Source organism: Geodermatophilus obscurus (assembly GCF_900143215.1).
Lineage (GTDB): Bacteria > Actinomycetota > Actinomycetes > Mycobacteriales > Geodermatophilaceae > Geodermatophilus > Geodermatophilus obscurus_A.
This window is the reverse complement of sequence record NZ_FRDM01000005.1, coordinates 122,459-142,751: the sequence shown is the minus strand read 5'-3', so window position 1 is coordinate 142,751 and position 20,293 is coordinate 122,459. Positions and strand designations below refer to the sequence as shown.

The 20,293-nt window shown below is 74.1% G+C and carries 21 protein-coding genes; 16 read left to right on the top strand and 5 right to left on the bottom strand.

Going from position 1 to position 20,293, the window contains the following annotated elements; translation table 11 throughout:
* Positions 1-162 precede the first annotated feature (162 nt).
* Genes BUB17_RS07380 through asnB form a run of 3 tightly spaced genes read left to right on the top strand, consistent with a single transcriptional unit; the run spans position 163 to position 2,873 of the window.
* On the top strand, positions 163-528 hold the full coding sequence (locus tag BUB17_RS07380) for a metalloprotease (protein ID WP_072915697.1): 366 nt from the start codon (positions 163-165) through the stop codon (positions 526-528).
* On the top strand, positions 518-889 hold the full coding sequence (locus BUB17_RS07375) for a DUF3817 domain-containing protein (RefSeq protein ID WP_072915695.1): 372 nt from the start codon (positions 518-520) through the stop codon (positions 887-889). Before BUB17_RS07380 ends, BUB17_RS07375 begins: the two co-directional genes overlap by 11 nt.
* 52 nt (positions 890-941) lie before the next feature.
* The gene (asnB, locus tag BUB17_RS07370) at positions 942-2,873 is read left to right on the top strand and encodes an asparagine synthase (glutamine-hydrolyzing) (protein ID WP_072915692.1); all 1,932 of its coding nucleotides are present in this window, start codon (positions 942-944) and stop codon (positions 2,871-2,873) included.
* Positions 2,874-2,963: 90 nt separating this feature from the next.
* On the opposite strand, the gene BUB17_RS07365 is transcribed toward asnB, so the two are convergent.
* Complete coding sequence (locus BUB17_RS07365) at positions 2,964-3,311, bottom strand: HesB/IscA family protein (RefSeq protein WP_072915689.1); 348 nt, start codon at positions 3,309-3,311, stop codon at positions 2,964-2,966.
* 146 nt (positions 3,312-3,457) lie between these two features.
* On the opposite strand from BUB17_RS07365, the gene BUB17_RS07360 reads away from it, so the two are divergent.
* Together BUB17_RS07360 and BUB17_RS07355 are read left to right on the top strand one after the other, a co-directional pair.
* The gene (locus BUB17_RS07360) at positions 3,458-4,066 is read left to right on the top strand and encodes a DUF3043 domain-containing protein (RefSeq protein WP_083606121.1); all 609 of its coding nucleotides are present in this window, start codon (positions 3,458-3,460) and stop codon (positions 4,064-4,066) included.
* Between the two features lie 46 nt (positions 4,067-4,112).
* Positions 4,113-5,096, top strand: coding sequence for an aldo/keto reductase family protein (locus BUB17_RS07355; RefSeq protein WP_072915685.1), 984 nt, complete (start codon positions 4,113-4,115; stop codon positions 5,094-5,096).
* Positions 5,097-5,219: 123 nt separating this feature from the next.
* Here BUB17_RS07355 and BUB17_RS07350 read toward each other — a convergent pair whose 3' ends face one another.
* Positions 5,220-5,432, bottom strand: coding sequence for a hypothetical protein (locus BUB17_RS07350; protein ID WP_072915682.1), 213 nt, complete (start codon positions 5,430-5,432; stop codon positions 5,220-5,222).
* A 124-nt stretch (positions 5,433-5,556) separates the two neighbouring features.
* Between BUB17_RS07350 and BUB17_RS07345 the strand changes: the two genes are divergently transcribed.
* The 4 genes from BUB17_RS07345 to BUB17_RS07330 are packed head-to-tail and all read left to right on the top strand — an operon-like array spanning position 5,557 to position 7,955.
* A complete protein-coding gene (locus tag BUB17_RS07345; protein WP_072915680.1) occupies positions 5,557-5,994 on the top strand; it encodes a phage holin family protein in 438 nt (145 codons plus the stop codon).
* Positions 5,991-6,548, top strand: a complete 558-nt coding sequence (locus BUB17_RS07340; RefSeq protein ID WP_072915677.1) for a DUF3618 domain-containing protein — start codon at positions 5,991-5,993, stop codon at positions 6,546-6,548. The genes BUB17_RS07345 and BUB17_RS07340 overlap by 4 nt, the downstream gene beginning before the upstream one ends.
* Positions 6,545-6,820 carry a DUF4235 domain-containing protein gene (locus tag BUB17_RS07335; RefSeq protein ID WP_072915674.1) on the top strand — a complete coding sequence of 92 codons (276 nt, stop codon included), beginning with the start codon at positions 6,545-6,547 and terminating at the stop codon, positions 6,818-6,820. The genes BUB17_RS07340 and BUB17_RS07335 overlap by 4 nt, the downstream gene beginning before the upstream one ends.
* 1 nt (position 6,821) lies before the next feature.
* A complete protein-coding gene (locus BUB17_RS07330) occupies positions 6,822-7,955 on the top strand; it encodes a YihY/virulence factor BrkB family protein (protein WP_072915672.1) in 1,134 nt (377 codons plus the stop codon).
* Positions 7,956-7,973: 18 nt separating this feature from the next.
* On the opposite strand, the gene gcvT is transcribed toward BUB17_RS07330, so the two are convergent.
* A complete protein-coding gene (gcvT, locus tag BUB17_RS07325; protein ID WP_072915993.1) occupies positions 7,974-9,092 on the bottom strand; it encodes a glycine cleavage system aminomethyltransferase GcvT in 1,119 nt (372 codons plus the stop codon).
* Positions 9,093-9,293: 201 nt separating this feature from the next.
* On the opposite strand from gcvT, the gene BUB17_RS07320 reads away from it, so the two are divergent.
* On the top strand, positions 9,294-10,802 hold the full coding sequence (locus BUB17_RS07320; protein ID WP_072915669.1) for a leucyl aminopeptidase: 1,509 nt from the start codon (positions 9,294-9,296) through the stop codon (positions 10,800-10,802).
* Positions 10,803-10,872: 70 nt separating this feature from the next.
* Here BUB17_RS07320 and BUB17_RS07315 read toward each other — a convergent pair whose 3' ends face one another.
* Positions 10,873-11,181, bottom strand: coding sequence for an oxidoreductase (locus BUB17_RS07315; RefSeq protein ID WP_072915666.1), 309 nt, complete (start codon positions 11,179-11,181; stop codon positions 10,873-10,875).
* A 153-nt stretch (positions 11,182-11,334) separates the two neighbouring features.
* On the opposite strand from BUB17_RS07315, the gene lpdA reads away from it, so the two are divergent.
* From lpdA to BUB17_RS07300, 3 genes are all read left to right on the top strand, one after another.
* Entirely contained in the window at positions 11,335-12,714 is a 1,380-nt protein-coding gene (gene lpdA, locus BUB17_RS07310) for a dihydrolipoyl dehydrogenase (RefSeq protein WP_141242942.1), read from the top strand.
* A gap of 47 nt (positions 12,715-12,761) precedes the next feature.
* Positions 12,762-14,663 (top strand): 2-oxoglutarate dehydrogenase, E2 component, dihydrolipoamide succinyltransferase, encoded by a 1,902-nt coding sequence (sucB, locus tag BUB17_RS07305; RefSeq protein WP_072915661.1) that lies wholly within the window; start codon positions 12,762-12,764, stop codon positions 14,661-14,663.
* Between the two features lie 72 nt (positions 14,664-14,735).
* Positions 14,736-15,644, top strand: coding sequence for a TIGR01777 family oxidoreductase (locus BUB17_RS07300; protein ID WP_072915658.1), 909 nt, complete (start codon positions 14,736-14,738; stop codon positions 15,642-15,644).
* A 6-nt stretch (positions 15,645-15,650) separates the two neighbouring features.
* Here BUB17_RS07300 and BUB17_RS07295 read toward each other — a convergent pair whose 3' ends face one another.
* Positions 15,651-17,390, bottom strand: coding sequence for a serine/threonine-protein kinase (locus BUB17_RS07295; protein ID WP_141242941.1), 1,740 nt, complete (start codon positions 17,388-17,390; stop codon positions 15,651-15,653).
* 118 nt (positions 17,391-17,508) lie between these two features.
* Here BUB17_RS07295 and BUB17_RS07290 point away from each other — a divergent pair, with 118 nt between their 5' ends.
* From BUB17_RS07290 to lipB, 3 genes are all read left to right on the top strand, one after another.
* Positions 17,509-18,753 (top strand): FAD-dependent oxidoreductase, encoded by a 1,245-nt coding sequence (locus tag BUB17_RS07290; RefSeq protein ID WP_072915653.1) that lies wholly within the window; start codon positions 17,509-17,511, stop codon positions 18,751-18,753.
* Between the two features lie 2 nt (positions 18,754-18,755).
* Positions 18,756-19,490 (top strand): Type 1 glutamine amidotransferase-like domain-containing protein, encoded by a 735-nt coding sequence (locus BUB17_RS07285; protein ID WP_072915650.1) that lies wholly within the window; start codon positions 18,756-18,758, stop codon positions 19,488-19,490.
* A 125-nt stretch (positions 19,491-19,615) separates the two neighbouring features.
* Positions 19,616-20,263 (top strand): lipoyl(octanoyl) transferase LipB, encoded by a 648-nt coding sequence (gene lipB, locus BUB17_RS07280; RefSeq protein WP_072915648.1) that lies wholly within the window; start codon positions 19,616-19,618, stop codon positions 20,261-20,263.
* Positions 20,264-20,293: the final 30 nt, after the last annotated feature.

Genomic DNA, 20,293 nt, shown 5'->3' with positions numbered 1-20,293 from the left:
CGGCCGACCACCGGAGAGACGGCACCGGCGGGTCGGCTCGCCGGGCCGCCCGACGAGGGCCCGGCGGTCCGCGCCGGACGGCGGCCGGGACCCGACGGCGGCGCGGTGAGCCCCCTCACCGGCGTCCCCTCCCCGGGCGCACCGCCGGTTACAGTCGGGGCCGTGTTCTCCCGGCTGCTGACACCCAAGTGGGTGCTCCTGCACCTGGTGGTGGCTGCCCTCTTCGTGGCCACCTTCTTCCTGGGGTACTGGCAGCTGTCCAAGGCCGAGGCCGGCGGCGGCGCGGTGAACTGGAGCTATGCCCTCCAGTGGCCGCTGTACGGGTTCATGGGCCTCGGCTTCTACGTGAAGATGTGCCTCGACGAGGTGCGTCGCGACCCCGACGACGACGAGCCGGGCGCCGACCTGGTCCTCTACCAGCGGCCGCGCATCGACACCTCGGGTGACCCGGAGCTGGCTGCCTACAACGCCTACCTCGCCGAGCTCAACGAGCGGGCGCTGCGGCAGCGGACCGAGCATGGCCGCTGAACCGACCACGGCCTCCCGGCTCCCCCGTGCACTGGCCCGCCGGGTGGGCCGCGACGTCCCCGCGGCCCTGACCCGCTACCGGGTGATGGCCTGGATCGTGGGCGTCCTGCTCATCGCGCTGGTCCTGGTTGCCGTCCCGCTCAAGTACCTCGGCGGCATCGAGGGGCCGGTGACCGTCCTCGGCACCCTGCACGGCTGGCTCTACTTCATCTTCTTCCTGACCGCCTGCGACCTCGCCCTGCGCGCCTCCTGGACGTTGCGCGGCACGGTTCTCACCCTGGTCGCAGGCACCGTTCCGATCCTGTCCTTCGTGGCCGAGCGCAACGCCACGCGCAAGACCCGCGCCGGCGCTCGCGTCTGACCCTGCCGCGGCCACTCCGCCGGCACACCACGACCCTCGGAGAACCACGCCCATGTGCGGCCTGATCGCCTACCTGTCCACCGACGCCGACCGCGTCGACGACACCCGCGTGAAGGAGGTGCGCGAGGCGCTGCACTGTCTGCGCCACCGCGGCCCCGACGAGACCCAGGTCTGGCACGACGCCCGGGTCGCCTTCGGCTTCAACCGGTTGTCCTTCATCGACATCGAGCACAGCCACCAGCCGATGCCCTACGCCGACGGCCGGTACCGGATCGTCTTCAACGGCGAGATCTACAACTACGTGGAGCTGCGCCAGGAGCTCGCGGCGCTCGGCGCCCAGTTCGCCACCGAGGGTGACACCGAGGCGATCGTCGCCGGCTACCACTACTGGGGTCAGGACGTCGTCCGGCGGCTGCGCGGCATGTTCGCGTTCGTCATCTGGGACACCCGGACCGGAACGGCGTTCGGCGCCCGAGACCCGTTCGGCATCAAGCCGCTGTTCACCGCCCGCCTGGCCGACGGTGCGCTGATCTTCAGCTCTGAGAAAAAGGCGCTGCTGGAGCTGCTCGGCGGCAGCGACGCCGCCGGCGGCGTGGACTCCGCCTCGCTGCAGCACTACCTGACGCTGCAGTACGTGCCCGAGCCGGCGACGCTGCACCGCGGCATCCGGCGGATCGAGAGCGGCACGAGCTTCACCGTGGTGGACGGCGAGCTGCGCACCAGCCGCTACTTCCACCCGACCTTCCCCGTCCGGCCGGTCGCCGCGGACGAGCAGCAGCGTCGCTACGACCGGATCGCCGAGGTCCTCGACGACTCGGTGCGCGTGCACATGCGCGCCGACGTCACCGTCGGGTCGTTCCTCTCCGGCGGCATCGACTCCACCGCGATCGCGGCGCTGGCCAAGCGGTACAACCCCGACCTCATGACGTTCACGGTCGGCTTCGAGCGCGAGGGCTACTCGGAGATCGACGTCGCCGCGGAGTCGGCCGCCGCCATCGGCGTCGAGCACGTCACCAAGGTGGTCACCGCCGAGGAGTTCGCCGAGTCGATCCCGCTGGTCGTCTGGTACCTCGACGACCCGGTCGCCGACCCCGCGCTCGTGCCGCTGTACTTCGTCGCCCGCGAGGCCCGCGAGCACGTGAAGGTCGTGCTGTCCGGCGAGGGTGCCGACGAGCTGTTCGGCGGATACAACATCTACCGCGAGCCGCTGTCGCTGGCGGCGTTCGACAAGGTGCCCGGGGGCATCCGCCGGGCGCTGGGCGCGCTGTCGGCGCGGCTGCCCGACGGCATGCGCGGCAAGGACCTGCTGCGCCGCGGCTCCATCCCGCTCGAGCAGCGGTACTACGGCAACGCCCGCATCTTCCGGGACGACGAGCTCGGCTTCCTCGAGCGCCGCGATCCCGACCTGTCGCACGTCGCCGTCACCCGGGAGCTCTACGAGCGCACCCGGGCGGCGGGCTACGACGACGTGACCGCCATGCAGTACGTCGACCTGTTCACCTGGCTGCGCGGCGACATCCTGGTCAAGGCCGACAAGATGACCATGGCGAACTCGCTCGAGCTGCGGGTGCCCTTCCTCGACCCCGAGGTGTTCGCGGTCGCCGGCACGCTGCCGGTGGGTCAGCGGGTGACGAAGGAGACGACGAAGTACGCGCTGCGCAGGGCGCTGGAGCAGATCGTGCCGCCGCACGTGCTCAACCGGCGCAAGCTCGGCTTCCCCGTCCCCACCCGGCACTGGCTGGCCGAGGACCTGCACGACTGGGCGCGGAACACCATCGAGGAGAGCCAGACCGACGAGTGGCTCGACCGGCGTCAGGTCCTCTGGATGCTCGACGCCCACCGGGACAACCAGCGGGCCGGCTCTCCGGTCGACCTGTCCCGCAAGCTGTGGACGCTGCTGGTCTTCATGGTCTGGCATGGCGTCTTCGTCGAGCAGCGGATCAAGGTCGACGTCCCCGAGACCGTTTACCCCGTCCGGCTGTAGCGGGACACGACGAGGGCCCGGTACCTCCCGCGGGAGGTACCGGGCCCTCGTCGTGTCAGCGGTGCGGTCCGGGGACCGCCGTGCCGCCGATCAGCTGAAGCTGTCGCCGCAGGCGCAGGAGCCGGTCGCGTTCGGGTTGTCGATCGTGAAGCCCTGCTTCTCGATCGTGTCCACGAAGTCGATCACGGCGCCGCCGAGGTAGGGGCCGCTCATCCGGTCGACGATGACCTCGACGCCGCCGAAGTCGTAGGTCTGGTCGCCGTCGAGGAACCGCTCGTCGAAGAAGAGCTGGTAGCGCAGGCCCGAGCAGCCGCCGGGCTGGACGGCGATGCGCAGGCGGAGGTCGTCGCGGCCCTCCTGGTCGAGCAGCGCCTTGACCTTCGCGGCCGCCGGGTCGCTGAGGATGACGCCGGTGGCCGTGGTGTCCTGCACCGTCATGTTTGAAGTCCTCCCACGTTCGAGGGTGCCTGCTGCGGCACGTCCTGCAGCAGGCCAACGCCGCCGGAGCGGAGCCTCTTCCCACTGTACGGCGTCCGGGGCCGCGCGGACCGGGATCGGCCGAGGTCACACGTAGACTCGCAGCCGTGAAGCTCCGCCTGCCCGGGCGCCGCGACCGCACCGAGGCCGCCCCCGACCCCGACGCCGACCTGAGTGCGCAGCTGGCGAAGACGGCCGGCAAGGGTCGGCCCACGCCCAAGCGCCACGAGGCACAGGGACGCCGTCCCGGCCCTCCCCCGCCGCCGCCGACCACCCGCAAGGAGGCCTACAAGCGGATGCGCGAGCAGCAGGCGGCCGGCCGCGGCACCGCCCGCGCCGCCGCGGCGCGGGGCGACCAGGACCACCTGCCGGCCCGCGACCGCGGCCCGGTCCGCAAGCTGGTCCGGGACGTGGTCGACGCCCGCCGCAACGCCGGCAGCTTCTTCCTGCTCGTCGCCGCGCTGGTACTGGTCGGCAACTTCGTGCCGAACGAGCAGGTGCGCAGCTACACCGTCTCCCTCTGGCTGGTGTTCTTCCTGGTGATCATCGCCGACTCGATCGTCCTGGGCCGGCGGATCAAGAAGACGGTGCTCGAGCGCTTCCCGAGCTCCGACCACAAGATGAAGGGCCTGGTCTGGTACGGCATCAGCCGGGCCACCATGGTCCGCCGCTGGCGCTTCCCGAAGCCCGAGGTGGCGCTGGGCGCCCAGGTGTGAGCGCCCGGGCGGCCGGTCCGGTCGTCCGGGGCTAGCGTCGGGTGGCGTGGAATCCCGACGACTGGGCCGCTCCGGCCTGAACACCTCCGCGATCGCCTACGGCAACTGGCTGACCCACGGCAGCCAGGTCGAGGAGGACGCCGCGCACGCCTGCGTCCGCGCCGCCCTCGACGCCGGCATCACGACCTTCGACACCGCCGACGTCTACGCCGGCACCCGGGCCGAGTCCGTTCTCGGCCGCGCCCTGGCGGGCCAGCGCCGGGAGGGGCTGGAGGTGTTCACCAAGGTCTACTGGCCGACGGGCCCGGGCCACAACGACCGCGGCCTGTCCCGCAAGCACATCACGGAGAGCTGCCACGCCTCGCTGCGGCGGCTGCAGACCGACTACGTCGACCTCTACCAGGCGCACCGCTACGACCCGACGGTGCCGCTGGAGGAGACGATGACCGCCTTCGCCGACCTGGTCCGGGCCGGCAAGGTGCTCTACATCGGCGTCTCGGAGTGGAACGCCGAGGAGATCGCCGCCGGCGCCGCGCTCGCCCGGGACCTCGGCGTCCAGCTGATCAGCAACCAGCCGCAGTACTCCATGCTCTGGCGGGTCATCGAGGGCGAGGTCGTGCCGACCTCCGAGAAGGAGGGGCTGTCGCAGATCGTCTGGTCCCCGCTGGCCCAGGGCGTCCTCACCGGCAAGTACCTGCCCGGCCAGCAGCCGCCGGCCGACAGCCGGGGCGGGCACGCGGAGGCCGGCGGGTCGATGCGGCGCTTCCTGCGGGACGACGTCCTGACCCGGGTGCAGGACCTGCGGCCGGTCGCCGGGGACCTCGGCCTGTCCATGGCGCAGCTCGCCATCGCGTGGGTGCTGCAGAACCCCAACGTGGCGGCGGCGATCATCGGCGCGACCCGTCCCGAGCAGGTGCAGGACAACGCGGCGGCGGCGGGCGTGGCCCTCGACGCCGACGTCCTGGCCCGCATCGACGAGGTCCTCGGCGACGTCGTCGAGCGCGACCCCGCCAGGACCTCCCGCGGCTGAGGACCCCACGCGGGTGGCCCCCTGCAGGGTCCCGCCGGCCCCGTCCAGGGCACCACCCCGAGCCTGCGAGAGGTGGGGAGGACGGGGTCCTCCTCCGAGTGGCGGGGGCAGGCGGGTCCTTCCTCAGGTCGCGGCGAGGCCCATCGGGCCGTAGACCTCCTGCTCGCCGTCGAAGAGCGTCACCGTGGCGACCCCGCGCTCGAGCAGGTCCCGCCAGTTCTCGCCCAGCCAGGACTCCGCGTCGCCCTGGTTGTCCGCCCGCGGCACCTCCACCCCGACCGCGGCGGGGTCGAGCTCCGCTCCCGAGGGGTCCTCCAGCCGCCAGTACCAGCTCATGCGCGCCGAGGTTAGCGATCGACCGGCCGCCGGTCGTGCCCGGAGTGTGACCCGCGCCTGGTTACCTCGCCGATCATCGGGGGCATGTGAGGACATCGACACACCCCCCCGGCCCGGAGGACCGATGACCGACCCCACCGCGGGCGCCAGTCGCGCACCCGTCCCACCACCCGCTCCTGAGGACGCCTCGACCGGCCAGCTCATCGGCCAGCTGACCGAGCAGATCAGCCGGCTCGTGCGCGACGAGGCCCGGCTCGCGCAGGCGGAGGTCACCCAGAAGGCCAAGCGGCTGGGCGTCGGCGCCGGCCTGTTCGGCGGTGCCGGCCTGTTCGCCTTCTTCGGACTGGCCGTGCTCATCGCCACCGCCGTCCTCGCCCTCGCCCTCGTGCTGCCCGCCTGGCTGGCCGCGCTGATCGTCGCCGTCGTGCTGTTCGCCGTCGCAGGCGTGCTCGCACTGGTCGGCAAGAAGGACGTCGACAAGGGCACCCCGCCGGTGCCCACCGAGGCCATCGCCAGCACCAGGACGGACATCGCAACGGTGAAGGAGAGTGCGCGCCGGTGAGCACGCCAGCCAGCCCCCGCCCCGACGGGCCCGACCGGACGACGTCCGGCGGCACGACCCCCAACGACCCGGACGCCATCAAGGCCGACATCGAGGCCACCCGCGAGCAGCTCAGCCGCACCGTGGACGAGCTCTCGCACCGGCTCGACGTCCCCGAGCGCGCCAAGGAGGGGGCCTACCGCGCCCGTGACACCGCGGTCGAGACCTACCGGGAGAACCCCCCGGCGGTCATCGGCGCCGGCGCCGGGGCGGCGGCACTGCTGGGCCTGCTGGTGTGGCGCCGCCTCACCAGGGACCGCCGCATCGCCGAGCGGCGCGCCAAGCGGGCGGTGAGGCACGAGGCCAAGGTCACCGCCGCGCGGCGCGCGGCGGCCGAGAAGGCCGCGCGCAGGACCGCACGGAGGAACGCGAAGGCCGCGCGGAGGACCGCGAAGGCCGCCCAGGAGAGGGCCAGGGCCGCCCGCAAGGCCGCGGCGGCCAGGCGAGCGGCAACGGCCAAGCGGACCGCGAAGAAGGCGCAGCAGACCCGCCGGGCCATGAGGAGGACCAAGTGAGCAGCAAGGGAGCCAAGCTCGTCTACCGGCCGATCGGCTTGCTCGGCGGCGTCCTCGCCGGTGTGATCTCGGGCGCCGTCTTCAAGCAGGTCTGGAAGCGCGTGTCGAACGAGGACGACGCCCCCGACGCCCTGCAGAGCGAGTACCGCATGCGCGAGGTCGTGCTCGCCGCGGCCCTGCAGGGCGCGATCTTCGCCGCCACGAAGGCCGCCATCGACCGCGCCGGAGCCCGCGGCTTCACCAAGCTGACCGGCAACTGGCCGGGCGACTGACGTGAGCGGCACCAGACCCCGTGAGAGCGCGGTCGACCGGATCCGGGAGCGAGTCGAGGAGAAGGCGGCGCGGCGGGCAGCCGCGAAGACCGCCGAGGCCCGGGGCCCGCACCCGGACGCCGGCCGACCGCCGGCCGGGGCGCCGAGCAAGGAGCAGTTGCCGGGCATCCACGCCGAGAAGCCCACCCAGATCCCGGCGCGGGGCTGGTGGCAGATCGTCAAGCGGTCGTGGGCGGAGCACAACGCCGACAACATGCCGATCATCGCCGGCGGGGTGGCGTTCTTCGGCTTCCTGGCCATCTTCCCGGCCCTGATCGCGATCATCTCGATCTACGGCCTGGTCGCCTCCCCCGAGGAGGCGGCCAGCCAGATCGAGTCCTTCGCCAGCGGCCTGCCGGAGAGCGCGCGGAACCTGATCACCGACCAGCTCACCAGCATCACCGCCGGCAGCGACGACGCGCTGACCACGAGCCTGGTCGTCTCGGTGCTCGGCGCCCTGTGGAGCGTCTCCGGCGGGGTGGGGAACCTGGTCAAGGCGGTGAACATCGCCTACGACGAGGTGGAGACCCGCAACTTCGTCAAGTTACGCGCCCTCTCCCTGGTGCTGACCCTCGGCGCCATCGTCTTCGTGCTGCTCACCTTCGGGCTGGTCGCCGTCCTCCCCGCGGTGATCGACGCCCTGCCGCTGGGCCCGTTCGGCACGGTGCTGGCCCAGATCGCCCGCTGGGGGCTGCTGCTCCTGGTGGTGGCCGGGTCGCTGTCGGTGCTGTACCGGCTCGCTCCGGACCGGGACAACCCGAAGCTGCGGTGGGTCAGCCTCGGCTCGCTCGTCGTCACGGTCATCTGGGCGGTCGTGAGCCTGCTGTTCAGCTTCTACGTCAACAACTTCGGGTCCTACAACGAGACCTACGGGGCCATCGCCGGTGTCATCGTGCTGATGCTGTGGCTGTACCTGACGTGCTTCCTGGTGTTGCTCGGGGCGGAGATCAACGCCGAGACCGAGCACCAGACGGCGCAGGACACCACCGAGGGGCCGCCCCAGCCGATGGGGGAACGCAACGCGACGGTCGCCGACGAGTTGCCCGACCCGCCGGTGCCGAGCAAGGAGGACAAGGACCCGACCCGCACGAAGTAGCGCCGGTCGGCCCGGACCTCAGCGCACGTGCGAGGGGACGAAGGGCGGCCGCACGACCTGCACGGTCTGCGGCCGCCCGCGCACGTCCACCGCCAGCTCGCTGCCGTCCGCCACGCCGGACGCCGTGTCGAGCAGGGCCAGCGCGATACCGGTGCGCAGGGACGGCGAGAAGGTGCCGCTGGTGACCTCGCCGACGCGGGCGCCGTCGGCGTCGAGGACGGCCATCCCCGGCCGCGGGATGCCCCGCCCGGTGCTCCGCAGCCCCCACAGCAGGCGGGCCGGTCCGGCCTCCTTCTCGGCCAGCAGCGCCTCGCGACCCCAGAACGCCGGCTTGCGCCAGCCGACCGCCCACCCGGCGCGGGCCTGCACCGGCGTGATCTCGGTCGAGAGCTCGTGCCCGTGCAGTGGGTAGCCCATCTCGGTGCGCAGCGTGTCGCGGGCGCCCAGACCGCACAGCCGCAGGCCTTCGTCCTGCCCGTTCTCGACCAGCACGTCCCACAGCTCGCCGGCCCGGTCGGCGGCCACGAGCAGCTCGTAGCCGTGCTCACCGGTGTAACCGGTGCGGCAGACGGTGACCTCGGCCGAGCCGCCGCCCACGCCGGTCACGAACGACATGTAGGGCAGCTCGCCGGGCAGCCCCAGGAACGCCAGCAGCTGCGGTGACCGCGGGCCCTGGACGGCCAGGACGGCGACCTCGGTGTGCCGGTCGGTGACCGTCACCCCGGCCGGCGCGGCACCAGCCAGCCGGGCCACCACCTCGGCGGCATTGGCCGCGTTGGGCACCAGCAGGACGTCGTCCGGGCCGTGCAGGTAGACGATCAGGTCGTCGACCACTCCCCCGGCCCGCGGGTCGCCGTCGGGCAGGCAGCACAGCGTGTACTGCGCCTGACCCGGCTCGATGCGGGACAGGTCGTTGGACAGGCAGCTGTCGACGAACGCCGCAGCACCCGGCCCGCGCACCGTGGCCGTGCCCAGGTGCGACACGTCGAACAGGCCCACCCCGGTGCGGACCGCCTCGTGCTCGGCCAGCACTCCGCCGCCGGCGTACTCGATCGGCATGGACCAGCCACCGAAGTCGGCGAGCTTGGCGCCCGCCGCGACGTGCCGGTCGTGCAGGGGTGAGGTCCGCGAGGTCACGGACGGCACGCTATCGGTGCCGGTGGCGCCGGGTGGCCCCTCGGCAGGGCCCGGTGCGAGCTCGCGGTCGGCGACGGGCGCGGCGACCCCTGCAGGGGCCCGCCGTGAGCGTGCGAACGGTGGGGGCAGGGCGGCCCCGTCCCGGGTCCCGACCTGAGCCTGCGAGGGCTGGGGAGGACGGGGTCCTCTTAGGATCGAGCGGTGCCGCCCACGATCTCCGCCACCGACCGCCCGCTCGACAAGCTCTCTGCCGACGCCGTCGTCGTCGGTGTCGGCAAGGGGCCTGACGGCCCGCTGCCCACACCCGGCGCGGAGGCCGTCGACCGGCTGCTGGGTGGCCGGCTGCTGACCGCCCTCGCCGACCTGGGTGCCCGCGGCGCCGAGGACGAGGTCACCCGGGTCGCCTCGCTGGGCCAGGGCCCGTTCCCCGTGGTCGCCGCAGTCGGCCTCGGCGCGCCCGAGGCCGGCGGCGGGTACGCCCCCGAGGCGCTCCGCCGGGCCGCCGGTGCGGCGAGCCGGGCGCTGTCCGGCCGCGCGTCGGTGGTCACCCTGCTGGCCGCGGTCGGCGGGACGCCGGACGAGCCGCGGCTGCACGCCGTCGGTGAGGGCAGCCTGCTCGGCGCCTACGAGTTCACCGCCTACAAGTCCGACACCGACGGCCGTCCCACCCCGCCGCGCGAGTTCACCGTCGTCGTCCCCGACGCCGGGGCCGCCAAGGCGCCGCTGCAGCGCGCCCGCGCGGTCGCCGACGCGATCACGCTGGTGCGCGACCTGGTCAACACCCCGCCCAACGACCTGTACCCCGCCGAGCTGGCCGCCCGCGGCGCGGCCGCCGGGAAGGCGGCCGGGCTCAAGGTCGAGGTGCTCGACGAGGCGGCCCTGGCCGCCGGCGGCTACGGCGGGGTCCTCGCCGTCGGGGGCGGCTCCGCGCGCGGACCGCGCCTGCTGCGGCTGACCCACTCGGGCAAGCGGGCGCGCAGGAAGGTCGCACTGGTCGGCAAGGGCATCACCTTCGACAGCGGCGGCCTGTCGATCAAGCCGGCCGCCAACATGCACCACATGACCAGTGACATGGCCGGCGCCGCCGCCGTGATCGCCACCGTCTGCCTGGTCGCCGAGCTCGGCCTGCCTGTCGAGGTCACCGCCACCGTGCCGATCGCGGAGAACCTGCCCAGCGGGACCGCCTACCGGCCCGCCGACGTGGTGACCTTCCGCAACGGCAAGAAGGCCGAGATCACCAACACCGACGCCGAGGGCCGGGTCGTCCTGGCCGACGCCCTCGCGCGAGCGGCCGAGGACTCCCCCGACGCCATCCTGGAGACCTCCACGCTCACCGGCGCGCAGCTGGTCGCCCTGGGCTCGCGCACCGCAGGGGTCATGGGCAGCGACGACATGCGTGACGCCGTCGTGGCTGCCTCCGTCCGCAGCGGCGAGGCGATGTGGGCCATGCCCATGCCCGCGGAGCTGCGCCGGGGGCTCGACTCGCCGATCGCGGACTTCGTCAACGCCAACGCCGACCGGATGGGCGGGATGCTCGTCGGGGCGCACTTCCTCGCCGAGTTCGTGCCGGCCGGGGTGCCGTGGGCGCACATCGACATCGCCGGCCCGAGCTACAACACCGGCGCCGCGTGGGGCTACACGCCCAAGGGCGGCACCGGCGTCCCGGTGCGCACCCTGCTGGCCACCATCGAGGACCTCATCGCGACGTGAGCGAGTAGGAGGACCCCGTCCCCCTCACCCCGAGCTTGCGAGGGGTGAGGGGGACGGGGTCCTCCTACTTCTACTTCTTCCAGTCCCGCATCCGCTGGGGGTAGCCGGTCACCTGCGCGTCGTAGACGGGGATGCCGAGCTCGCGCGACAGCCGCCGGGCCGTCTCCGGCCCGTCGATGCGGCGCCGCGTCCACTCGCCGTCTGCGGCGACCAGGACGATCGTGGTCTCCGTGACCGCAGTCCGGGGCTCGACGTACCCCTCGACACCGCGCCGGCTGGCGACGAACTGCTCGAGGTGGGCGACGTCGGCCCGCTCGGCACCCCGGTCGAGCGTGGCGCGGCCCGGTGTCCGCCGCCGTCGTCGACCCCACAGCCCCATGCCCGCTCCCCTCCTGCCCGGGTCGCGCTCGCACCGCGACGTCCGGGGTGGCAACGGTGCTGCCCACGGACACGTTCCCGGAGTGGCAGGATGGGCGCGGATCATCCCCCGCCCGTGTGAACCGGACGGGACCCCGGCATTCGAGGAGACCTCGTGAGCTCACCCACCTCCCCCGCCGACCTGGTCATCCTCGGTGGTGGCTCGGGTGGCTACGCCGCCGCGCTGCGCGCCGCCGAACTGGGCATGTCCGTCGTCCTCATCGAGAAGGACAAGGTCGGCGGCACCTGCCTGCACCGCGGCTGCATCCCCACCAAGGCCCTGCTGCACAGCGGCGAGATCGCCGACCAAGCCCGTGAGGGCGAGCAGTTCGGCGTGAAGACGTCACTGGCCGGCATCGACATGGACGGCGTCAACTCCTACAAGGACGGCGTCATCTCCCGGCTGCACAAGGGCCTGCAGGGCCTGATCAAGAGCCGCAAGATCGAGTACGTCGAGGGCGAGGGCCGACTGGTCTCCCCCACCGCGGTCGAGGTCGACGGCAAGCGCTACGAGGGCAAGCACGTGCTCCTGGCCACCGGCTCCTACGCCCGCTCACTGCCCGGCATCGAGCTCGACGGCACCAAGGTCATCACCAGCGACCACGCGCTCGGCCTCGACCGCGTACCCGCCTCGGTCATCATCCTGGGCGGCGGCGTCATCGGCTGCGAGTTCGCCAGCGTCTGGAAGTCCTTCGGCGCCGACGTGACCATCGTCGAGGCGCTGCCCCACCTGGTGCCGCTGGAGGACGAGTCGTCCTCCAAGCTGCTCGAGCGCGCCTTCCGCCGCCGGAAGATCGACTTCTCGCTCGGCAGCCGCGTCTCCTCGGTCGAGACCACCGAGAACGGCGTGAAGGTCTCGCTGGAGAACGGCAAGGACTTCGAGGCCGAGATCGTCCTCGTCGCCGTCGGCCGTGGCCCGGTCAGCCAGGGCCTGGGCTACGAGGAGGCCGGCGTCGCGATGGAGCGCGGCTACGTGCTCGTCGACGAGTACCTGCGCACCAACGTGCCGACCATCTCCGCCGTCGGCGACCTGATCCCCACCCTGCAGCTGGCCCACGTCGGCTTCGCGGAAGGCATCCTCGTCGCCGAGCGGCTGGCCGGCCTGGAGCCCGCGCCGATCGACTACGCCGGCGTCCCGCGGATCACCTACTCCGAGCCCGAGGTCGCCTCGGTCGGCCTCACCGAGGCCCAGGCCAAGGAGCGGTACGGCGAGGTCAAGACGCTCACCTACGACCTCGGCGGCAACGGCCGCAGCCAGATCCTCAAGACCGCGGGCGCCGTCAAGCTGGTGCAGGCCGTCGACGGCCCCGTCGTCGGCGTGCACATGGTCGGCAGCCGGGTCGGCGAGCTGATCGCCGAGGCGCAGCTGATCTACAACTGGGAGGCCGAGGCCGGCGACGTCGCCGCCCTCATCCACCCGCACCCGACGCAGAGCGAGGCCCTGGGCGAGGCCCACCTCGCCCTCGCCGGCAAGCCGCTGCACGTGCACGGCTGATCCCGCCCCACCCTCCACCCACCCCCGCCCGAAGGAGCTCTCTCCCGATGCCGACCTCCGTCACCATGCCCGCCCTGGGCGAGAGCGTCACCGAGGGCACGGTCACCCGCTGGCTCAAGCAGGAGGGTGAGCAGGTCGAGGTCGACGAGCCCCTCCTCGAGGTCTCGACCGACAAGGTCGACACCGAGATCCCCTCACCGGCCGCCGGCGTGCTGACCAGGATCCTGGTCTCGGAGGACGAGACGGTGGAGGTCGGTGCGGAGCTCGCGGTCATCGGTGGGGACGGTGACGGCAGCGGCTCCGGCGGTCCCGCGTCGGCCGAGGACGAGGACACCACGCCGCAGACCCCGGTCGACCAGGTCGACGACACCGGGCCTGCACCGCAGCAGGAGCAGCAGCCTGCCCAGCAGGAGCCGGCGCCGGCCTCGGCCGACAGCGGCTCCGGCGGGGGTGGCGGTGGCGAGGGGACGCCGGTGACCATGCCGGCGCTCGGCGAGAGCGTCACCGAGGGCACGGTCACCCGCTGGCTGAAGTCCGTCGGCGACGAGGTGACCGCCGACGAGCCGCTGCTGGAGGTCTCCACCGACAAGGTCGACACCGAGATCCCCGCGCCGGTGTCGGGCACGCTCCTGTCGATCTCGGTGGACGAGGACGAGACGGTCGAGGTCGGTGCGGAGCTGGCCGTCATCGGCTCCGGGTCCGCACGCGGGGGCGCTGCGGCGCAGGCCCCGGCTCCCTCGGCCCCGGCCCAGCAGGAGCCGCAGTCGCAGCAGGAGCCGCGGGAGCCGGCGCCGCCTGCGCAGGCCACCCAGCCGACGCCGCAGGCCGACCCGACGCCGCAGCGGGCGCAGCCGTCCTCGGAGCAGCCCGGTGCCGACTACGGCTCCGGCGGCGTGCTGCCGAGCACCTCCCCCACCGACGCGCCGTCGCCGGCCGAGGCGGTCGCCCCGCAGGCGCCCGCCGCGCCGAAGACCCCGGCTCCGGCGCCTGCCGGTGATGGGGGCGGGCAGTACGTCACCCCGCTGGTGCGCCGGCTGGCTGCCGACCGCGGCGTCGACCTGTCCTCGGTCACCGGCACCGGCGTCGGCGGGCGGATCCGCAAGCAGGACGTCCTCGCCGCTGCCGAGCAGGCCGCCGCTCCGGCGGAGGCCCCGGCTCCGGCCGCAGCGGCCTCCGGCCGGCCGGCGGCGAGCCCCTCGCCGGCGGCCAGGCCCGACACCTCGCTGCGCGGGCGCACCGAGAAGATGTCCCGGCTGCGCGGCGTCATCGCCCGCCGGATGGTGGAGTCGCTGCAGGTCAGCGCCCAGCTCACCACGGTCGTCGAGGCCGACGTCACCGCCATCGCGCGGCTGCGGGACCGGGCCAAGCGCGACTTCGAGGCCCGCGAGGGCGTCAAGCTGTCGTTCCTGCCGTTCTTCGCCAAGGCGGCGGTCGAGGCGCTCAAGGCCCACCCGGCCGTGAACTCCTCGATCGACCTCGAGGCCGGCACGGTGACCTACCACGACGCCGAGAACCTCGGCGTCGCGGTCGACACCGAGCGCGGCCTGCTGGTGCCGGTGATCAGGGACGCCGGCGACCTGAGCATCGGCGGGCTGGCCCGCAAGATCGCCGACCTGGCGGAGCGCACCCGCACCAACAAGGTGACTCCGGACGAGCTCGGCGGCGGCACCTTCACGCTGACCAACACCGGCAGCCGCGGGGCGTTGTTCGACACGCCCATCATCAACCAGCCGCAGGTGGCGATCCTCGGCGTGGGCACCGTGGTCAAGCGCCCGGTCGTCGTCCAGGACCCCGGCCTCGGCGAGGTCATCGCGGTCCGGTCGATGGTCTACCTGGCACTGACCTACGACCACCGGATCGTCGACGGCGCCGACGCCGCCCGCTTCCTCGGCACGGTGAAGCAGCGGCTGGAGGCCGGTCAGTTCCAGGGCGAGCTCGGCCTCTCCTGATCCACACCCGATCGGGGCCCCGGCAGCTGCCGGGGCCCCGATCCGTTTCCAGCACCGGTCCAGAGGAGGGTCATGAGGATCGCGGTCACCGGCGCTTCGGGGATGATCGGGCGTGCGCTGGTCACCCGCCTGGAGGCGGACGGCCACGAGGTCTTGCGGCTGGTGCGCCGGACGCCGCGGACGGCCGACGAGCACCGCTGGGACCCCGAGCACCGGCGGATCGACTCGGCGCTGTTGCAGGACGTCGACGCCGTTGTCCACCTGGCCGGCGAGCCCATCCGGCCACGCCCATGGACGAAGGCCTACAAGCAACGGCTCCTGGATAGTCGTATCGACGGCACCGTGACGATCAGCGACGGGCTGGCCGCGGCGGTCGCCCAGGATCCCGGCCGTCCCCGCGTCCTGGTGTCCGCCTCGGGTATCGACTACTACGCCGACCACGGGGACCGCCCCGTGAACGAGAGCGAGCCGCCGGGCACCTCCTTCCTCGCCCAACTGTGCACCCGTTGGGAGGCTGCGACGGCCTCGGCCGAGGCTGCCGGCGTGCGCGTCGTCCACCTCCGGACCGGCTTGGTCCTCGGCCGGCAGGCACCGCTCGTGCGGATCCTGGGCCTGGTCTTCCGTCTGGGCTTGGGCGGCCGGATCGGTTCGGGACAGCAGTACTGGCCCTGGATCAGCCTCACCGACGAGGTCGAGGGCATCGTGCATCTGCTGGACGGCGACGTGTCCGGGCCGGTCAACATGACCGCTCCGGCGCCCACCACGAACGCCGAGTTCACGCGCACCCTCGGCCGGGTCCTGGGACGCCCCACACCGCTGCCCGTGCCGGGCTTCGCCCTGTCCCTCGCCCTGGGTGAGTTCGCCCGAACCAGCATCCTCGGCGGACGTCGTGCCGTGCCCGAGAAACTGATGGAGTCGGGCTACTCCTTCGTCCACCCCAACCTGGAGTCGGCCCTGCGCGCGGCGCTGCAACGCGGCTGATCCGTCTCACCCCACCCGCTCGGCCGACGCGATCCGCCACCCCTCAGCGGTGACCTCGATCGTCATGCGCACCTCCACCTCCCCGCGCCCGCCGACCGTGCGCAACGCCGGGCCGCCGGGATCGGCCACTCGCACCACCTCGTAGTCCGGCCAGCGGTCCACCACCCGCAGGGTCACCGGGCCCGCGCCGGGCGTGCCGCCGACCAGGGTCGCGCTGACCACCTCCGGCGCGAAGCCGCGCAGCGCCTCGCCGGCGGCGGTCAGGGCGGCCGCGCTGTCCCGATCGGCCGCCAGGAGGGTGCTGTCGGGGACGTACACGTCGTCGAGCAGCGGCGCGGACCCGGCGGCCAGCGCCTCCGCCCGGCGCTGGTAGAGCCGGGCGAGCCGGCCCTGCCAGTCGTCCTCGGGTTGGGCGGCGACCTCCGAGGCCGCGGCCTCCGGTGCAGCGGTTTCCGGTGCAGCGGTTTCCGGTGCAGCGGTTTCCGGTGCAGCGGTTTCCGGTGCAGCAGCCTCGGGTGCCGGGACCGGCGTCGGCTCGACGGAACCCGTGGGCGCCGAGACCGGCGGCGGGGCCGCGGACCCCGGGGCGGCCGACGTGGGCGCGGCTGCGGAGGGGCCGGGCGCCGGCTCCGGCGTGCGAGGCGCACTGGCTGCCCGGTCGGCCGGGGGGGCCGGCTCGGGTGCCGGCCCACTGCCCCACCAGCCGCCGAGCTGCACCCCGAGGACCACCACGACAACGGCGGCGCCGGCCAGCACCGCCCCTCGGCGCAGCAGCGGGCCGGACGGCGCGAGCCGGGCACGCAGTCCCGACCGGTCCGGCGTGGCCTCCTCCGGGTCCCGCCGGTGCCGGCCGGGGACCTGGTGGGTGAGTTCGGTGCGCGGGCCCCGGCCGGCGCGGGCGAGCTCCTCGTCGGGCACCCCGGCCCGCGGCAGGCGCACCGGCTCCGGACGGCAGGCGTGCCTCAGGTCGAGGGCGAAGGCGGCGGCCGACCCGCGGTCGTGCGGGTCGGGCGAGAGCCCGCGGGTGATCACGGCCAGCAGCTCCGCAGGCACGTCGGAGGCGAGCTCGGCGAGATCGGGCAGCACGCCGTCGGCGGCGACCCGCAGCGTGTCGGCCGGCGTCGCAGCGTTCCACGGCGCCACCCCGGTGAGCGCGTGGAAGGCCGCGGCGGCGACACCGAAGACGTCGGACTCCGGCCCGGATGCGCCGCCGCGGGCCACCGTCGGGTCGACGTAGGCCGGTGTCACCTCGCGCGCTGCCTCCTCCCCCAGCACTCGCGCGACCCCGAGGTCGGTGAGCACCGGCCGGCCCTCGGCGGTGAAGACGACGTTGCCCGGGGAGAGGTCGCCGTGCACCACGCCGCGCTCGTGCGCGTGGGCCAGCGCCGCGGCGACCGGGGCCAGGGCGGTGACCACCTCACCCGGTCGCAGCCGGCCGCGGCGGGCCAGCAGCGCGGCCAGGCTGCCGCCGGACAGCAGGTCGAGCACCAGGGCCACACGCGGCTGCCCCCCGCGACGCGGGGCGTGCACGACCTCGTGCAACCGGACCAGGTGCGGGTGGTCGAGCTCGCCGAGCAGCGCCGCCTCGCGTGCCTGCCGCTCGGCGTCCCCGGCGACGAGCAGCTTCACCGCCACCGGTGCGCCACCGGACCGGGGTACCGCCCGCCACACCTCCCCGGACCCGCCCCGGCCGAGCAGCTCCTCCAACCGGTAACCGGGGACGACGGGCGCGGGCGGCGACGGCATGGCGGGCACCGTAGGCCGCCGCACCGGAACTCCGCCCGTGCTGTCCACAGGGGCGGGCTCCTCCACAGACCTAGGGCCTGGACGGGTGACACAACGGTGGGCGTCCTAGGTTCGAGCCATGCCGCTGCCCGCCCGCGCCCAGGTCGTCGTCGTGGGAGCCGGGCTGGCCGGGCTGTCCGCGGCCCTCCGGCTCGCCGCCGCGGGCGTGGACGTGCACGTCGCCGAGGCCGCCGCACACGCCGGCGGCCGGCTCGCCACCGAGCGGGTCGACGGGTTCGTCGTCGACCGCGGCTTCCAGGTGCTCAACACCGGCTACCCGCGCGCCGCCGACCTCGACCTGCCGTCCCTCGACCTCGGTTGGTTCTGGCCGGGCGCGGTCGTCCGGGTGGACGGCCGCCGGTCCCGGGTGGTCGATCCGCGGCGACGGCCCGCGGCCGCGCTGGACACGCTGCGGGCGCCGATCGGTTCCCCGATGCGCAAGGCCGCGATCGCCGCCTACTCGGCCCGGGCCGGCTACACCCCGGTCGCGCGACTGCTGCGAGAGCAGGAGACGACGGCCGAGGAGCGGCTGAGGCTGGCAGGTGTGGGCGAGACGGCGCTGGAGCGCTTCTTCCGGCCGTTCCTCGCCGGGGTCCTCCTGGAGGACCGGCTGGAGACCTCGAGCCGGTACCTGGACCTGCTGTGGCGGAGCTTCGCCCGCGGGGCCATCGGGCTCCCGGCCCGCGGCATGCAGGCGGTCGGCGCGCAGCTGGCCGAGCGGGTCGGCGCCGGTCGCGTGCACCTGGGCGTCCGGGTCACCGCCGTGAGCGGCGACGCGGTCACCACCGCGGCGGGGCGCACCCGTGCCGACGCGGTCGTCGTCGCCACCGACCCCGGCACCGCGGCCGCCCTGGTCCCCGGGCTGACGGCGTCCGCGCCCCGCCAGGTGACCACCCACCTGCACGTGTTGCCGTCCTCGCCGACCGGAGAGCCGCTGCTGGTCCTCGGCGCGCCCGGCGGGCGGCTGGTGAACAGCGCCGTGCTCACCGACGCCCAGCCCGCCTACAGTCCCGACGACCGAGCGCTGGTCGCCAGCTCCAGCCTGGCGCCGACCCGGGAGGCCGACGTGCGGGCCGAGGTCGCCGCGCTGCACGGGATCGGCCCCGGCGACCTGCAGCACCTCACCTCGGTCACCGTGCCGGAGGCACAACCGGCCGCTGTCCCGCCGCTACGCCTGCGGCAGCCGGTGGCCCTGGGCGGTGGGCTGTTCGTGGCCGGCGACCACCGCGACACCCCGTCCATCCAGGGCGCCATGGCCAGCGGCGCCCGGGCCGCCCGCGCCGTTCTGCGCACCCTCTCCCCCGACCAGCGAGGACCTGCCTGACCGTGCCCGCCACCGCGCCGACCATCCTGGCCACCAGCATCGGTTTCGACTCCCGCCGCCGCGGCCCCTACGACTGGGCGCCGGGCCCGGTCTTCGACCTCGCGTTCGAGCTCGCGGGGGCGCCCGGGCAGCCGCGGTTGTGCCACCTCGGCACCGCCACCGGCGACGACCCGGTGCGGGTGGCCGGCGTGTACGGCGCCTTCGCCGGCAGCCGGGTGCAGGTCAGCCACCTGAGCCTCTTCCCGATGCCGACCGTGCCCGACCTGCGGGCGCACCTGCTGGCGCAGGACGTCGTCTGGGTCGGCGGCGGCAGCGTCGCGAACCTCCTCGCGGTGTGGCGGGTGCACGGGCTCGACGAGGTATTCCGGGAGGTGTGGGAGGCCGGCGTCGTGCTGGGCGGGGTGTCGGCCGGATCGCTGTGCTGGCACGTCGGCGGGACCACCGACTCCTACGGCCCCGACCTGCGCCCGGTGACCAACGGACTCGGGTTGATCCCGACGTCCAACGGCGTCCACTACGACTCCGAGGAACAGCGCCGTCCGCTGTACCACCGGCTCGTGGCCGACGGCACGCTGCCCGCCGGGCACGCCACCGACGACGGCGTGGGGCTGGTCTACCGCGGCACCGAGCTGGTGGAAGCGGTCGCCGACCGACCCGGCAAGGCGGCCTACCGGGTGGAGCGCGGCCCCGACGGCACCGCGGTGGAGACCCGCGTGGAACCCCGGCGGCTGCGCTGAGCGGCCCTGTCCCGGACGGCCCGGCCAGAGGCCCGCCGCGGCTCCGTCCCGGCGGTCCTCCTGCAGGATCCCGCCGGGAGGCTGCGGGTGGCGTGGGCCGGAAGTCCTCTCACTAGGCTGGGCGCGTGACTGAACTGCAGGTGGTCCGGGCGGGCACGGTCCCCTACGAGGAGGCCTGGGAGCGGCAGCGGGAGCTGCACGCCGCCCGGGTCGCCGGCACGGGCCCCGACACGCTGCTGCTGCTGGAGCACCCGTCGGTCTACACCGCGGGCAAGCGAACCGAGCCGCACGAGCGGCCCCAGGACGGCACGCCGGTCGTCGACGTCGACCGCGGCGGGAAGATCACCTGGCACGGACCCGGGCAGCTGGTCGGCTACCCGATCGTGGCGCTGCCGGACCCGGTCGACGTGGTGGCCTACGTCCGCCGGCTGGAGAGCGCACTGATCGAGGTCTGCTCGGGGTTCGGCGTGGACGCCGGGCAGGTCGAGGGGCGCAGTGGCGTCTGGCTGCCCGCCGACGCGCCCGGCGCGGACAGCCGGTGGCGCCCCGAGCGCAAGATCGCGGCGATCGGCATCCGGGTGGCCCGTGGAGTGACCATGCACGGCTTCGCGCTCAACTGCGATCCCGACCTCGGCGCCTTCGGCGCGATCGTCCCGTGCGGCATCGTCGATGCCGGCGTCACCTCACTGTCCGCCGAGCTCGGCCGCGACGTGACCGTCGAGGAGGCCGTCGAGCCGGTCGAGAAGGCGATGCGCGCGGTCCTCACCCCCTGAGGAGCCCCTCCTCGGCCGGCCGTCGCACGA